14 protein-coding genes, 1 tRNA gene and 1 pseudogene are annotated in these 14,667 nt (G+C 38.8%); 8 read left to right on the top strand and 8 right to left on the bottom strand.

Annotated elements, in window-relative coordinates; translation table 11 throughout:
• Positions 1 to 54: 54 nt before the first annotated feature.
• The 5 genes and pseudogenes from bamJ to adhP all read right to left on the bottom strand — a co-directional run bounded on the left by bamJ (position 55) and on the right by adhP (position 4,602).
• Positions 55 to 474, bottom strand: a complete 420-nt coding sequence (bamJ, locus tag MTCD1_RS10515; protein ID WP_438819283.1) for a BamJ family beta-barrel-assembly machinery protein — start codon at positions 472 to 474, stop codon at positions 55 to 57.
• A 228-nt stretch (positions 475 to 702) separates the two neighbouring features.
• Entirely contained in the window at positions 703 to 1,959 is a 1,257-nt protein-coding gene (locus MTCD1_RS10510) for a Y-family DNA polymerase (protein WP_057181798.1), read from the bottom strand.
• A complete protein-coding gene (locus MTCD1_RS10505; RefSeq protein ID WP_057181799.1) occupies positions 1,947 to 2,360 on the bottom strand; it encodes a LexA family protein in 414 nt (137 codons plus the stop codon). The genes MTCD1_RS10510 and MTCD1_RS10505 overlap by 13 nt, the downstream gene beginning before the upstream one ends.
• A gap of 322 nt (positions 2,361 to 2,682) precedes the next feature.
• Positions 2,683 to 3,249, bottom strand: a pseudogene (locus MTCD1_RS10500) (RNA polymerase sigma factor).
• Positions 3,250 to 3,591: 342 nt separating this feature from the next.
• Positions 3,592 to 4,602: an alcohol dehydrogenase AdhP gene (adhP, locus tag MTCD1_RS10495; protein ID WP_057181800.1), complete on the bottom strand. Its 1,011-nt coding sequence runs from the start codon at positions 4,600 to 4,602 to the stop codon at positions 3,592 to 3,594.
• A 268-nt stretch (positions 4,603 to 4,870) separates the two neighbouring features.
• Between adhP and MTCD1_RS10490 the strand changes: the two genes are divergently transcribed.
• The 4 genes from MTCD1_RS10490 to MTCD1_RS10475 all read left to right on the top strand — a co-directional run bounded on the left by MTCD1_RS10490 (position 4,871) and on the right by MTCD1_RS10475 (position 6,134).
• Positions 4,871 to 4,946: transfer RNA gene (locus MTCD1_RS10490), tRNA-Arg, on the top strand.
• A 189-nt stretch (positions 4,947 to 5,135) separates the two neighbouring features.
• Positions 5,136 to 5,375: an integrase arm-type DNA-binding domain-containing protein gene (locus tag MTCD1_RS22690; protein WP_369007707.1), complete on the top strand. Its 240-nt coding sequence runs from the start codon at positions 5,136 to 5,138 to the stop codon at positions 5,373 to 5,375.
• A gap of 28 nt (positions 5,376 to 5,403) precedes the next feature.
• Positions 5,404 to 5,661, top strand: coding sequence for a hypothetical protein (locus tag MTCD1_RS10480; protein ID WP_143760108.1), 258 nt, complete (start codon positions 5,404 to 5,406; stop codon positions 5,659 to 5,661).
• A gap of 125 nt (positions 5,662 to 5,786) precedes the next feature.
• Positions 5,787 to 6,134 (top strand): PH domain-containing protein, encoded by a 348-nt coding sequence (locus MTCD1_RS10475; RefSeq protein ID WP_057181803.1) that lies wholly within the window; start codon positions 5,787 to 5,789, stop codon positions 6,132 to 6,134.
• A 125-nt stretch (positions 6,135 to 6,259) separates the two neighbouring features.
• On the opposite strand, the gene MTCD1_RS21480 is transcribed toward MTCD1_RS10475, so the two are convergent.
• Complete coding sequence (locus tag MTCD1_RS21480; RefSeq protein ID WP_057181804.1) at positions 6,260 to 6,838, bottom strand: DVUA0089 family protein; 579 nt, start codon at positions 6,836 to 6,838, stop codon at positions 6,260 to 6,262.
• Positions 6,839 to 7,278: 440 nt separating this feature from the next.
• On the opposite strand from MTCD1_RS21480, the gene MTCD1_RS21225 reads away from it, so the two are divergent.
• Both MTCD1_RS21225 and MTCD1_RS10465 read left to right on the top strand, forming a co-directional pair.
• Positions 7,279 to 7,446: a hypothetical protein gene (locus MTCD1_RS21225; protein ID WP_157447810.1), complete on the top strand. Its 168-nt coding sequence runs from the start codon at positions 7,279 to 7,281 to the stop codon at positions 7,444 to 7,446.
• Positions 7,447 to 7,773: 327 nt separating this feature from the next.
• Positions 7,774 to 8,373, top strand: a complete 600-nt coding sequence (locus MTCD1_RS10465) for a hypothetical protein (protein WP_057181805.1) — start codon at positions 7,774 to 7,776, stop codon at positions 8,371 to 8,373.
• Positions 8,374 to 8,665: 292 nt separating this feature from the next.
• Here the strand turns inward: MTCD1_RS10465 and MTCD1_RS21220 are convergent, their stop codons facing one another.
• Together MTCD1_RS21220 and MTCD1_RS10460 are read right to left on the bottom strand one after the other, a co-directional pair.
• On the bottom strand, positions 8,666 to 8,803 hold the full coding sequence (locus MTCD1_RS21220) for a hypothetical protein (protein WP_157447811.1): 138 nt from the start codon (positions 8,801 to 8,803) through the stop codon (positions 8,666 to 8,668).
• A gap of 136 nt (positions 8,804 to 8,939) precedes the next feature.
• On the bottom strand, positions 8,940 to 11,288 hold the full coding sequence (locus MTCD1_RS10460) for a CHASE domain-containing protein (RefSeq protein ID WP_057181806.1): 2,349 nt from the start codon (positions 11,286 to 11,288) through the stop codon (positions 8,940 to 8,942).
• A gap of 212 nt (positions 11,289 to 11,500) precedes the next feature.
• Here MTCD1_RS10460 and tkt point away from each other — a divergent pair, with 212 nt between their 5' ends.
• Both tkt and epd read left to right on the top strand, forming a co-directional pair.
• A complete protein-coding gene (gene tkt, locus MTCD1_RS10455; RefSeq protein WP_057181807.1) occupies positions 11,501 to 13,489 on the top strand; it encodes a transketolase in 1,989 nt (662 codons plus the stop codon).
• Between the two features lie 135 nt (positions 13,490 to 13,624).
• Positions 13,625 to 14,644 carry an erythrose-4-phosphate dehydrogenase gene (gene epd, locus MTCD1_RS10450; RefSeq protein WP_057181808.1) on the top strand — a complete coding sequence of 340 codons (1,020 nt, stop codon included), beginning with the start codon at positions 13,625 to 13,627 and terminating at the stop codon, positions 14,642 to 14,644.
• The last annotated feature ends 23 nt before the right edge of the window (positions 14,645 to 14,667 follow it).

Below are 14,667 nucleotides of genomic sequence, written 5' to 3'. Positions count from 1 at the left end.
ATTTAGTCATACTAAATGGGCTTTAATTTAGACTGTTTTGTCTAACAACTTGGCTTAGTTTATCGCCAGTAACTCAATATCAAAAATTAATAATGCTCCAGGGCCTATTTTTCCCGCCGGTTTGTTACCATAGCCTAAACTTGACGGAATATAAAAACGCGTTTTCTCGCCGACAACCATCAACTGCACACCTTCAGTCCAGCCTTTAATTACTTGATTTAAACCAAAACTAATTGACTGGCCTCGATCGACTGAACTATCAAAGACACTGCCATCAAGTAAAGTTCCATGGTAATGCACTTTAACTTTCGACGATGCACTTGGGTGCTCTGTACCACTACCTTGAGTTAGCACTTTATATTGTAAACCTGAAGCGGTTGTATTTACCCCAGCCTCACTTTTATTAGCCGCTAAAAACTCACTGCCTAATTTTATATTAATTTCGGCCGCTGCTTTATTGCTACTTTGTCGCATAATGAAGAAGACAAATAGTCCAATAACAATAGCGAGTAATATAAATTTACCCATTCAATAACACCCTTAAAGATTTGCTTACTTGAAAAAAGGCATATTACTTAATTCCTTACTAACTTGCCAGCGCAAAGCTATTAAGCCTTCATCAATAGCTTATTTTTCCTGTTGTTGATTAAGACCGAGCCTTGATTAAAATAAATACATGAATGCCAACTATTTCACTTTAAATTAACACTGAATTTTAGGAATATCTCGCCAGCAGGTGGTGTATTGTGGGCTCAAAAAATTCCGTTTCATCTGCCAGTTATCACTTTGCCCTTGCGCCGCAACTTTTAAGGTACCTTGACCATAACGCTTATTTATTTTATCAAGGCATGCCATCAAAGCTGGGTTTGTTTGCGCGGGTAAAAATAAATCCGCTTGTTGAAAAGCACGACTTTGTAATTCAATCGCACCGACACCGCAGCGATAAAAACGCACACCGGGCACAAATATATCACTCAGCGCACTCGTTATTGCGGTAGCTATGTCGCAATTATTATCTGTTGCTTGGCTGAAGCGGTAGCTAATGGCCTGCTTATAATAGTTTTCATCATGAGGTGAGCTCGAAGCAAAGATTATCAGCTTCTTAACTAAGCTACCTTGTTGTCGCAATTTTTTAGCCACAATAGCGCCATGACTGGTTAAGGCGGCTTGCAATGCATGAATATCCATAATGCGTTGACCAAAACTTCTCGTTGAAAAGATCTCTTGCTTAGCTGGCTTAACCTCATCCCAAGATAAGCAGGTAATGCCATTGAGTTCATGCACGGTTCGCTCAATCATAACGCTAAACTCTTTACGCATAGCTTTAGGGTTTTGCTGCGCTAACTGGTAGGCATTATTAATGCCCTGGGCTGTTAATTTTTTTGCAATGCGTCGGCCCACGCCCCAAACCTCATTAACAGCCATGCGGGTGAGCACGGCCTTAGCACTACTTGGGCTATCAATAACCGCGACGCCGTTAAAGCCGGTTAATTTTTTTGCAGCATGATTAGCCGCTTTAGCTAAGGTAGTAGTAGAGCCAAAACCAACGCCAACAGGTAAGCGTGTTTCCTTCCATATAGCACGCCTTATCTCATGGCCATAGGCATGCCAATCACTAATAATATTTTGATAATTATTAAAAACTAAAAATGATTCATCAATAGAATAAATATGTTGCTTATCGCAATAACGAGCAATAACCGCCATCATTTTATCACTCAAATCAGCATAGAGTTCGTAATTTGAAGAGCGAACCACCACATCATGCTTGTCTAATAACCACTTCACTTGAAAGTAAGGCTTAAACTTTGGAATACCTAACCTTCTCGCAATAGGGCAAACCGCACAAATACAGCCATCGTTATTGGTTAGTACCACCACAGGTCTATTACGAATACTGGGATCAAAGACTTTCTCAGCACTGGCGTAAAATGAGACCGCATCAACTAGTGCAAACATGCAAGTAAATCGGGAACTGGATGGTGCAGACGAATAGACTGAGTAACGACGCCTTCTAGCTGGAAGGTGTCTTCGGGTTTAATATTTACCGGAGCAAATTGCTGAGAAGCAGACAATAACCGTGCTTGTGGCTTATCCAAAATTTTACAGACAAAACAACCATTATAGTTTGCCACAATGACATCACCATTTTTGGCGGTAAGCGACCTATCAACAATAAGTATATCACCATCAAAAATACCTATGCCTTGCATAGAATGACCTATGGCTTGACCAATAAAAGTCGCATTGGGATGGCGAATAATAAGTTGATCTAAGCTTAGACCTAACTCTTTATATTCGGCAGCGGGCGATTCAAAGCCAGAAATACCAGCTTCAATATAGATGGGAATAACTTTCATAACAGACAACTTTTCATAGTATCAAAACAAATACTGTACATTTAAACAGTATATTATCTTATCATCATTTTAGAAAGTCTTGTTATGAATTAAATCCTCACTCACTAATTTATGCCAGATAAAAAGCCATAAGTAGCGAATATTCATTACGCTATTTATGGCGGCAAACATTCACAGTAACTTAACTAAGTCTAGCTAGATAAAGCTAAACTTAGTTGCCTTAAAATTTAACTAACGAAACTAGAACTGATACTGCTCTGCTTTGGTCAATAGCTTTTTAGCGGTCAGCTTACTGTTGGCACAAGCGTTAATGTCTTTTTTATTAAAGACTAATATTTGATCTTTGTAGCCACGACCCTGCTAACTGCAGTTTTAATTTATCGAGTGCGCTATATAATTGTGACTTGGCGGTATTGGTTGAGATGCCAAGTTGCTGACTAATATCTTCGAAAGTACACTGCTGGAAAAACTTTCACTCCACTACCAGTTTTTGCTTGACCGGTAAATGCTGCATCGCTTGTAATAGCGTGCTACTTTGCTGTTTTAAAAATAAGTCTTTTTCTAGGCATAACGATTGTTCATCTTCTTGCTCTGGCACATCATCAAGTGATTGCATCGGCCGTTTACGTCGATAAAACTCAAGACAACGATAATGAGTAATCTTAAACAGCCAACTCTTAAAGGGACATTCACCTCGAAACTTGGATAAATTTCGAAATAATGCCATAAAGATATCTTGCATTAAATCCATGGTATCAGCCGGATTATTCACCATACGTAAAGCGTAGTTATAGAGAGGTTTCTCATAACGTTTTACCAGTGTTAGCCAAGCTTATTTTTTGCCTTTTAGCGCTTGCGCTATGAGCGTTTCATCGCTTTTTTCAAACACAAAGGCTCCTATTATTAGTCTATTACTTAAAAAAAATCACTTAAAAAAATTTGTTACGCTATCGCTACATAAGCGTCATTATTACTGGTATGCAACTATAAAGTAGCGCGGGTAAGCAAAATAGTTTGGAAAAAGTTTATTTATTTTAGCGGTAATTAATCTTTAGCTATTACGTTTACAGTAATTGTTTTGATTAAGTGGGCAGGCAGAACAAACGTCCCCTAAATACAGGGCTACAACTACGCACATAAAAAAAGCCCTTAACCGTTATCCACAGTAGAGGGCTTTGAACAAACAGATAAATTTAAGCCTGTTAGCGCTAATAAGTATTGCCAAAGAAAGCTAAAACGTCATCACCACACGGCCAGTAATCTCACCATTAATCATATCGTCAAAAATCTCATTGATATCTTCTAGTTTTTTCTCAATGGTAATGGCTTTAACTTTACCTCTCGCGGCAAAGTCTAAACACTCAACTAAATCTTTCCGGGTACCAACAATAGAGCCGATAACACTCACGCCATTTAATACCGTATCAAAAATAGGCAGCGGCATATCTTCTGCTGGTAGGCCGACTAACACACATTTACCCCCTCGGCGAATGACTTTATAGCTCTGTTCAAAGGCACTTTTGCTAACGGCGGTACAGATACTGGCGTGCACACCACCGGTTTCCTCAAGTACACGCGCAACAACATCATCACTTTTAAAGTCTAAACAAAGGCTGGCCCCCAGTTCTTTAGCAAGTTTCAATTTATCAGTGCCGGTATCAACGGCAATAACATTTAAGCCCATGGCAACGGCATACTGAACCGCTAAATGCCCTAAACCACCGATACCAAAAATAGCGACCCACTCACCCGGTTTTGCGGTGGATACTTTCAGTGCTTTATAGGTAGTAACGCCGGCACAAAACAAGGGGGCTGCTGCAACATAATCAATACCATCAGGAATTTTTACCACATAATCACCATGGGCTTTGCAATATTCGGCATAACTACCATCAACCGAATAACCGCAGTTTTGCTGTGATAAACATAAATTTTCATTACCGGTTAAACAGTAGTCACAATAGCCACAAGCACTGTAAAGCCAGGGGATGCCAACACGGTCACCAAGTTTAAAATGTTTAACTTGCTCACCAATTTCAACGATCTCACCAACTCCTTCATGACCCGGAATAAGTGGCATTTTAGGTTTAACCGGCCAGTCACCCTGGCAGGCGTGCAAGTCAGTATGACAGACACCACAAGCATGAATTTTAACCAAAACCTCTTGGCTAGCAATACTTGGTTTATCTCGCTGTTGAATTTCAAGACGACCTTTAAATTGATGAATAACGGCTGCTTTCATAATAGAACTCCTTCACCTTACTGTTACTGCAATAGTTGTTGCTAAAATAGAGAACGCCGAAATGATTATCGACGAATGACAAACAGCTCATTGTATAACTAGGGCGTGAGAAAGAGACGATACAGATCAAGCAATAAGCATAAAAATCATACTAACGACTAGGTGACTATCTTCGAATAAGAAGAAGCTAAGCTAAAGTGCATAAAAATTTAATAAAAACATTAACAAAGCATAAGAAATATGGTTAAAATAGCGACCTTAATGCTATGTCTCCATAGTTTAACTGGATAAAACTGCGGCCTCCTAAGCTGCTGCTCTGGGTTCGAGTCCCGGTGGAGACGCCATTAGCACTATTTAAGACTATTAACACCATTCAAAAACTTACCAAATCCCATTAAAAACAAGACTCTTAGCTATCAATAGCGATTAATAAGAGTTTGTAACACTCAAGTTTTATAGTAACATCTACAGTAACATCGCTTACCCCTTACTTTCTGAGTGTTACTATGGCTATTTAACTACTACGCCCTTTTATCAATAAAAGAGCCAATGTTAGCTTTGGCACTTACCCTGAAACAGCACTGGCAGAGGCTAGAGAAAAACGAGCTGAAGCTAGAAAGTTATTAACCAGTGCTATTGCTCCCAAAGAACATAGAAATGATAAGGCAGCAGAGCAAAAAAAATTACTGTCTAACACCTTTGAACTCGTTGCCGCTAACCGGTATAAATTAAAAGCTAAGAAAGTGACGGCTGAAACAGACCAAAGAATATAAGCTCTACCAATTTTGGCTTTCAACAGATTTGAGTTTACCGCCAAGATTATCTAGCTTTCATGATTATATGGGCAACCTAAAACAATGTTTTTTCATACCTACTTTTGCTCATGGCGCTAAAGTAAAAGATAAAATCATACCTTTGCTTAACCTTTTCCATGGTGAGGTATGGGCTAGGTTTTCACAGCTTAATCCAAACAACAACCGAACAAGTGACATACAACAGCCAGACAAAACACATCAACAAACTACCGATGAATGGCTAAGTGAGTGGGAGCAAGCATGAAAAATGGAATTACCATTCCCACTTGTAAATGGAAAATAATATTCGAAGTATTCTTGGAAATCATATTTAAAATAATGAGGGTTTATATTTAATACCTATTATTTAATTTGCTTGGTGAGTTTTTATTGGGCGATAAATACCAACCTGAAACTGTTTACAGTTTATTGTTACTGCCAACGTTGTACGTTTTAAAAGGCGCACATATTATAATTTCACCCTATTTTGTCGTTGTTAAAATATCCGACAATGAGGTTCAATCTAGAACAGGAATTTTTACCTATAGACTAGATAAGCTTCAGCTTAAAACAGTAGAGAATATTGAAATAGTAAGTACCTTGTTAGGTAAGGAATTTAACTACAGCACAATATATTTATATGCTCATGGTTCATGGGTTGAATTGCTTTATGTAGTTCACCTTGAAGAGATAAAAGCGCAAATAGAAAGTAATTTAGAAAACGTAAGAGGTAAGTGAATTTTCCACATATATTAGCTTGCTATAAATGGCGGTAACTTTCTTCAGGCAATAAAAAAGCACCAATCAATGGTGCTTAATGTTTTACTCATTACTTGAATGGTTAGAGTATGAAACAGACTAGATTACTGTTTTTTGAATCTACGTGCTGCTAAACCCATAATACCTAAGGCGAAGATGGCAAGGGTTGTTGGTTCAGGTACTGAGTTAGTACTTAACACACCAGCTTGAGATGAAATAGATACCCTGTAATTACCCACGCTAATTTCATTAGCATTGCTTTCATTAATTCCATCTCTAGCACCAGCTTCATTTAGGTGATAATCACCAATTGCAAAAACATATGTTCCAACATTAAGATTGACAGACATAAAACTATCGTAGTCTTCAGTTGAACCATCGTTTCCAAGTTCACCGTCATCATTTGAGTCAACTAGCGAACCATTAATATCGTTAGAAAATAAATAAATATAACTATCTAAATGATCGTTATTTGTTCCATTATCAAAAAAATCATCATAGTCCCCTTCGTAAGCTAATACATCAAAAGTGAACAGGCCGCTACTTGTAACATTTAATATCCAATGGTCTACTTCTGCGCCTGAGTCGATACGTCCATCAAGAGTAATCAAACCTGCATTAGCAAAACCACTAACAGATAAAACTAATCCAGCAACAGCCGCTTTTATCATTTTTATATTCATCGTATTTTCCTTTGTAATACATTCCTTGAAATAGAAAGGCATTTTAGTTAATGCTTTTCAGCTTAAAGCAAAAATCATACCACTTATAATAAATTACTATTTTTCATCACTTTACCGGTAAATTAACAATGGTAAATTAAAAAGTGTAAAGTTAGTAGACACTTATCCAATCATAAGTTGTTATCTACCTTGGCTTAACAAACATCATCACTATCGCGTTCACGGCCTATCAAGTATAGCCCCGCGCATTAACAACAACCTATCAATGACATTGAATATTTATAAAGGCAGTTAAACCAGCAGTAATACTGTATAGGAAAAGCATAAACATAGAACAGCTCGCCCCATAAGAACCTAAGAAAAGTAGTAAGTTAACCCTGTTTTTCGCACAAGATAAACATGATGCAATGTAAACATATCCTTACAATAAAGACTTTAATATGACAGCAACTAACAAAACACCTACCAGTAAATACATGGCTGGCGATATCAGGCATTTAATCAACAAAGCCATTCAAGATGAATTAACCAACTTACCAAACACATTAGCTGAAATTAAAGACCCGGTTCAAAGGTTAAACTTCTTAACTAACCTGAACTCTGGATAAGCAGCACTTGCTCAATATTCCCCTTTATCCGATTCTCAGCGTTAACACGTCGATAAATAACCCGTTATTCATAAACGTGTTGCCTTGATAATCGAATAAATTGAAACATTGATAGTGTATATTACTACTTAATCTTGTATATTTTGTTCTTAACAACCGTAAGTCGTTGTTTTTACTTATACATCAAGCACTCATTATCCAGAGTTCAGGTTAACTAAACTTATGCCTTTTGTTTGCGCTCCTATTAAACAAGTCGGGGTTTTGACAGCACGTAGGGAAATAGGCGAAGACAATATATCTTAACTTTAGTTTTCAGAGTAAATGACAATGCCTAAAGGTCATCATTACGGTAGAACACAAACAAGGGCTTACACTGGTGAGTATCACCGCATAAACGCCAACGCATTTAAGTCACTACTCACTACACCACTAGGTAGTTACTCAATCGACTCTGAATACCTGAGTGCTAATCACCGTAAGCTAGTCTTAAAAGAAAATAAAAATGGTGTTCGTTATGTAACATTCACAATAAACGATAAGCCCCATAAAATAGCCTTAAAGCTCGATAATCGAAGCGCCAGCAACAAACTATACATAACTTGCCCATACTGCCAAAAACAACGCCAGCACCTTTACGCTATCAAACATGCCTATGCTTGCCGCCAATGTATCGGCTTACATTACGCTAGCCAAAGTGAAAGACCACAAGACAGACTAATTAGGCGTATTAGAAAACTAAGAAAAGAGTTGTGGGGCTTTGATTGGCCTGACGTAAATAACATGTTTGAAAACATTCATTACTGGCCTAAACCAAAAGGGATGCGCTGGAAAACCTTTTACATGAAGCGAGATAAAATAACCGAGTTAGAAAAGATATACTGGCCGTTTGTAGATTCTCAAATAGAAAAGTTAAGTTATTTACTTTAAAAGGTCACTCGCTGAAAAACTAGTGAGTGACTTTTTACCTTGGTTACACCAGAGGTAACACTACGCAAAACAAGCAACAAGAAAACTATTATTTAACAAATAGATAATATCAATCAACGGTTTCCGGTGGAGACGCCACTACTAGTAATTAATCCCCCCATGAACACTTTATTTTTCTCTAAAATGCACCTTCAAAATCATTGAGTTCTGAAAATGAAAAAGCCCCAGCACTGTACTTAAACCAGTGGTGGAGCTTCAATTTTCCATAGCAAGTAAATAACCAGCGACTTAGCTACTCATCTGCTTGCGTTATTTCTACATCCATGTCATCTGCGACTGAGTTACCACTCAGCATTGCACTAACAGCCATGATTAATACTGCAAATATCACGGTTGTTAATTTAAACCCTCGCGAGGATGAATTATTCATTGTTTTACCTATATCACTGCCTGCTTGATTTATTATTAATTTGTACTATTTATGAGCAGGTGCAAAGACATTAAACGATTACTTTTTTATTTTCAAGCGTTTTCTTTAGTTAAATAAACAATTAAAAAAAAACAACTTAATCAATTATATCAAATGTTAAGCCTTGCTGAGCTTCTTGTTGCTCAATAGATGAGATAATCACTCTAATTGAAGCGCTTAACACGCCAGCACCCGAGCTTAACGTCGCTAATTTGGTATCACCTCGTAATAAATGGCTATATTTAATGGCCATAGCCATTGCCGTACTGTTAACTGATAGCTCGTCATAGTTTTGTTGAGTGAGATCTTGCTCGTTTGCCTTGCTCACTGCCTCATTTTGAGAAGATATAATAAAAAACAAACTAGCGTCTGCACGTTTGTGTTTATGCAGCTTAATAGATAAACGTAAGGCGTCAGCCCCTAGTAGCTTATGAGCACTTTCAATCAGTGCCTGTAATAATTTTTGAATGTAGAGTTCATCGCTATTGATATAATGCGGCACGCTGTCATCAATAAGGAAAGAAATTGGCTTACCTTCATAAGTATTACTTGCTTTAAATACCGCTTCAGTGCGCTGTAAAAAGCCATGAAAATCAAAACAGTCTTCTTTGGCAATGATCTTACCTGACTCGATATCAGATAAATCCATCATGGTATCTAACAAGAGAGCAATATTGCTGCCTGCATGGCTTATACCTGTCACCTGTTTGTTATTTATGCCTTTTTTCTTTAATTGCTCAACAAATACCTTCATGGCTAGCAATGGCAAACGTAACTCTTTATTTAAATTCTGTAAAAAATTACTTTTAGCTAAGCTTTTTTGCTCGGAACTTTCTTTCGCTAAAATAAGCGCTCTGGTTTTAATATCGACTTGCTGACCTAGTTCACTTGAGTAGGCAGCCATCATCAATACCAACATTTGAAATAGTAAAGCGCCAAGCGTACCACCAATAAGCACAGCCCATGCTTGCCAAGTCTTCACTTGACTAAACCAAGGTTGCTTTTCGGCGATATTAATTTGCCAGAGTCGAGAAAAGACCTCCATGTTAATGGTTTCCATATATCTATTCGCGCTAGGTAACGCCTGACCAAAGAGAGTAAAGGGCTGGTGACTTGAGACATCTTGAATAAAAAAGCTAACGTCTTGGTCTTGTTGTTTCGCTAGCTGCTGAAAAAAGCGATCAAATTGTACGACTGCCACAACAAAGCCTATTAACTTATCTGCTTTGATTATCGACAGCTTATTTTGCCCTGATGGCTTAGTCGCGTAGTTATCCTCTGGTGGTAAAAAAACAGCCTTACTAAACAACATGCCTGGCTTAGCCATGTCGTCTTGTACCAAGGACATTGGTGCGCTGGCAATCACCTGTTTACTATCAACAACCTGCTGCATAGACAATACCTGCTGGGGGGTGCTATAAACATCTAGGCCAAAAGCAGCCTGATTACCGTATTGTGGGTATATATAATACAAAGGAGCATATTGGCTACGAGGTTTAGCAAGTACAACTTTGCCATTGGCAAGACGCTCTCTAATGTGAAAGTCTTGCTGCAAGGTTACTGAACTTTGTTGCTCAAACCATTGTCGATGGCTAAAAGGTACAATTGGTGCCCACTCTAACGCCCTAATACTAGAACCTTGCTTAAAAATACTTTCACTAAACACAGTAAACTCAGTTAATGAAACATAATCACTGGCTTTAAAAAATGCCGAAAGGCTATTGATTTGGTTTACTACGCCAGCAACTTCTGCTTCTATCAAGCGCTCGATTGCCACTTTTGATTGCTTAAATAGCGCTTGTCGATAACTTTGTTGTTCATACTGAGAGGTTTTAAACAATATCAAAATAGCCAAAGCACCTAAAACAGAAGTAAAACCGACAAAAATTCGTTTAGTTAACTTGAGCTGTTCTGCATTTTTAGCCAGTAATAATAAAGGTATAAAAAATACCGCCACCAACATGCTAGCGGACCAGGTATTAATAAAGGTATAGAAAAAGGTGCCTTGTATAACTTGGTTATCTAGCATGGCAATAACTAAAACCGAGCTAGCTGAGACTATGCTGGCAATAGGGCCAATACGAAGCAGAAAAAAGAATAAGTGCTTTCTGGATAGTAACCATTTTTTATAATGAATAAAGCGAAAAACAAGCTGTTTAGTCCAGAAAGCCTGCAAAACAATAGCAAGTACGGCAATACTCATCACCGCTAAATTGGCATCAAAGTAAAAAAAATACTTCAGACTAAAAGCCAATATTGGTGTTACCAATAAGATGGCAACAATGGGCGTGAGACCCCAGATAATCAGTAAGCCACTGACAACTGCCGCGGCAGGACCAACAAAGTTTACCAGGGATTGTGGATTGATAAGCCATATCGCACCAAAACAACTAGCAAGGTACAAAAGGGCCGAAATAAAAAATCGCGGTAAGTGAAGTTGCATCATAGAGTATTATTCAAGAGTGGCAGAGTAATTCCGTTAATATTTTGTAAATAATGACACAAGTTTTACCCGATACTAGCATTATATTATCGCAATAATTTATCGCGAGACAAAATAATAGTTAAAATTCCATAATTTAATTTGCGCTACGTGCTTTGGTGAGCGAAAATACGCAGAATTTTTATTCTTTCAAGACTATAAGATCTGGAGCTATTATGTCATCACGTCAAGAGCTAGCAAATGCTATCCGTGTATTAAGTATGGATGCCGTACAAAAAGCAAAATCAGGGCACCCTGGAGCCCCAATGGGCATGGCAGATATTGCCGAAGTATTATGGCGTGACTTTTTAAAGCACAATCCTGCCGATCCTAACTGGGTTGACCGTGATCGCTTTATTTTATCAAATGGCCATGGCTCTATGCTTATTTATTCTTTATTACATTTATCGGGTTACGATTTATCTATTGATGATTTAAAAAACTTCCGTCAATTGCACTCAAAAACCCCTGGTCACCCAGAATACGGTTATACCCCTGGTGTTGAAACAACCACAGGTCCATTAGGTGCAGGTATTGCCAATGCTGTCGGTATGGCTATTGCTGAAAAAACCTTAGCCGCGCAATTTAACCGCGAAGATCACGCCATTGTTGACCATTTCACCTATTGCTTCTTGGGCGATGGTTGTTTAATGGAAGGTCTATCACATGAGTCATGTTCACTTGCCGGCACCTTAGGTTTAGGTAAGTTAATCGTTTTTTGGGATGACAACGGTATTTCAATTGATGGTAAAGTTGAAGGTTGGTTTACCGACGATACTCCGGCCCGGTTTGAGTCTTACGGTTGGCATGTTGTTTCTGTTGATGGTCACGACCCGCAAGCAATTGCACACGCCATTGAAGCAGCGAAACTAGTCACTGATAAACCAAGTATGATTTGTTGTAAAACAATCATTGGTTTTGGCTCGCCAAATAAATCAGGTACTCATGAGTGTCATGGTGCGCCTTTAGGTGATGACGAAATTGTTGCAACACGTGAATTCTTAAATTGGCCACACCCAGCTTTTGAAATTCCAACAGACATTTACGCTCAGTGGGATAGCAAAGAAAAAGGTCAACTCAGTCAAGTGAGCTGGAATGAAAAATTTGCTGCATATAAAGTAGCACACCCGGCACTGGCCAGCGAATATGAGCGTCGTGTCATTAAAGGTGAATTACCGAGCGATTTTGAAGAAAAAGCCAATGCTTTTATTCAACAATGTCATGAAAGCGGTGAAAACATTGCAACCCGTAAAGCGTCACAAAATGCCATTGAAGCCTTTGCGAGTATATTACCTGAAATGTTAGGTGGCTCAGCTGATTTAGCCGGCTCTAACTTAACCTTATGGTCTGGTTCTAAAGGTATCAAGACTGACCCTGCTGGTAACTATATTTACTACGGCGTGCGTGAATTTGGCATGAGTAGTATTATGAATGGTATCTCTCTGCACGGCGGTTTTATCAATTACGGTGCTACTTTCATGATGTTTATGGAATACGCGCGTAATGCCATACGTATGTCGGCATTGATGGGTATTCAAAATATTTTTGTTTATACCCATGACTCTATTGGTCAAGGTGAAGATGGTCCAACACATCAACCTATTGAACAATTAACTAACTTAAGAACCACGCCAAACTTAACAACATGGCGCCCATGTGATGCCACTGAAGCTGCTGTTGCTTGGAAAGCTGCGGTGCAAAGCCAAAAAGCACCAACGGCATTGATATTTTCACGCCAAGGTCTACCGGCTATGAGTCGTACTCAAGAGCAAGTAAGTGCCATTGAAAAAGGTGCTTATATACTGGTTGATTGTGCTGGTACACCTGATGTTATATTAATGTCTACCGGCTCTGAAGTTTCGCTGGCCGTAGATGCCGCAAAAGTATTAACCGAGCAAGGTAAACTTGTACGTGTCGTTTCTATGCCATCCACGAATGTTTTTGATAAGCAAAGCTCTGACTATAAAGAAGCTATCTTACCTATTAGCGTAACCAAACGTGTTGCCATTGAAGCGGCACATGTTGATTTTTGGGCTAAATATGTCGGTCTAAATGGCGCAGTTGTTGGCATGACCACCTTTGGTGAGTCAGCTCCAGGTAAGGTATTACTTGAGCACTTTGGCTTCACGGTCGACAATGTTGTTAAGACAGTAAACCAGTTATAACTCAGTAGATAACGCTTACCACAAACGCTCTATCGCACTTGTGGTAAGCTCTGGTACAATTACCGCTTAGATTATCAATTTGCTTATCGCTTAACATCATCACTTAGAATTATCACTTAGAAATGCAGTAAAATTATGACAATAAGAATTGCCATTAATGGCTTTGGCCGTATCGGTCGCAGCGTAGTTAGAGCGCTATATGAAAATGGCAAAACAGAGTTATTTACCCTAGTGTCAATTAATGAATTAGCTCCTTCTTCTGGCATAGCCCACCTGTTGAAATACGATAGTACCCATGGTCGCTTTCCTTTCAAGGTCAGCCAAAACGATGATCAATTGATTATCGATGGCGATGAAGTAATCTTAACTCATATCGATAGCTTGAATAGTCTACCTTGGCAACAACAAGATATTGATATTGTTTTTGATTGTACCGGTAAATATGGCAGCCAAGCCGACGGTTTAAGTCATATTAACCGCGGCGCGAAGAAAGTATTATTCTCTCACCCAGGTAGCGCAGACGTTGATGCAACCATTATCTATGGTATTAATCATAAAACCTTAAGTTCAGATGATCGTATTGTCTCCAATGGCTCTTGTACTACTAACTGCATAGTGCCAGTGATTAAGGTGATTGATGAAGCTTTTGGCGTAGAAAGTGGCACCATCACCACCATTCATTCATCAATGCATGATCAGCAAGTCATTGATGCTTACCATAAAGATTTACGTCGTTCGCGTGCGGCCAGTCAATCCATTATTCCCGTAGATACTAAATTGGCTGCGGGTATTGAGCGAATATTACCAAAATTTAAGGGCCGCTTTGAAGCCATCGCCGTACGGGTCCCTACACTCAATGTTACCGCCATGGACTTAAGTATCACGGTCAATGCCGATGTCAGCATTGACGACATCAACCAAGCAATAGTGTCCGCTAGCCAGGAGCAAGATTTATCTGGCATTTTAACCTATACCGAAGAGCCTTTGGTGTCGATCGATTTTAACCATGACCCACACTCTTGTATCGTTGATGGTAACCAAACGCGGGTTAGCCACAAACGTCTAGTTAAAATGCTTATCTGGTGTGACAACGAATGGGGCTTTGCTAATCGCATGTTAGATACTGCCATGGCAATGCACCTAGCGCGAAATTAACAAAAAAAGAAAAGTACCTTGTA

This window comes from Colwellia marinimaniae, assembly GCF_002207865.1.
GTDB lineage: Bacteria > Pseudomonadota > Gammaproteobacteria > Enterobacterales > Alteromonadaceae > Colwellia > Colwellia marinimaniae.
The sequence above is the reverse complement of the archived record's forward strand: the minus strand, read 5'-3'. Positions and strand labels throughout refer to the sequence as shown.

Coding starts and splice junctions, on each gene's coding strand:
- bamJ (WP_438819283.1), bottom strand. CDS start 474: ATGCGACAAAGTAGCAATAAAGCAGCGGCCGAAATTAATATAAAATTA.
- MTCD1_RS10510 (WP_057181798.1), bottom strand. CDS start 1,959: ATGTTTGCACTAGTTGATGCGGTCTCATTTTACGCCAGTGCTGAGAAA.
- MTCD1_RS10505 (WP_057181799.1), bottom strand. CDS start 2,360: ATGAAAGTTATTCCCATCTATATTGAAGCTGGTATTTCTGGCTTTGAA.
- adhP (WP_057181800.1), bottom strand. CDS start 4,602: ATGAAAGCAGCCGTTATTCATCAATTTAAAGGTCGTCTTGAAATTCAA.
- MTCD1_RS21480 (WP_057181804.1), bottom strand. CDS start 6,838: ATGAATATAAAAATGATAAAAGCGGCTGTTGCTGGATTAGTTTTATCT.
- MTCD1_RS21225 (WP_157447810.1), top strand. CDS start 7,279: ATGACAGCAACTAACAAAACACCTACCAGTAAATACATGGCTGGCGAT.
- MTCD1_RS10465 (WP_057181805.1), top strand. CDS start 7,774: ATGCCTAAAGGTCATCATTACGGTAGAACACAAACAAGGGCTTACACT.
- MTCD1_RS21220 (WP_157447811.1), bottom strand. CDS start 8,803: ATGAATAATTCATCCTCGCGAGGGTTTAAATTAACAACCGTGATATTT.
- MTCD1_RS10460 (WP_057181806.1), bottom strand. CDS start 11,288: ATGATGCAACTTCACTTACCGCGATTTTTTATTTCGGCCCTTTTGTAC.
- tkt (WP_057181807.1), top strand. CDS start 11,501: ATGTCATCACGTCAAGAGCTAGCAAATGCTATCCGTGTATTAAGTATG.
- epd (WP_057181808.1), top strand. CDS start 13,625: ATGACAATAAGAATTGCCATTAATGGCTTTGGCCGTATCGGTCGCAGC.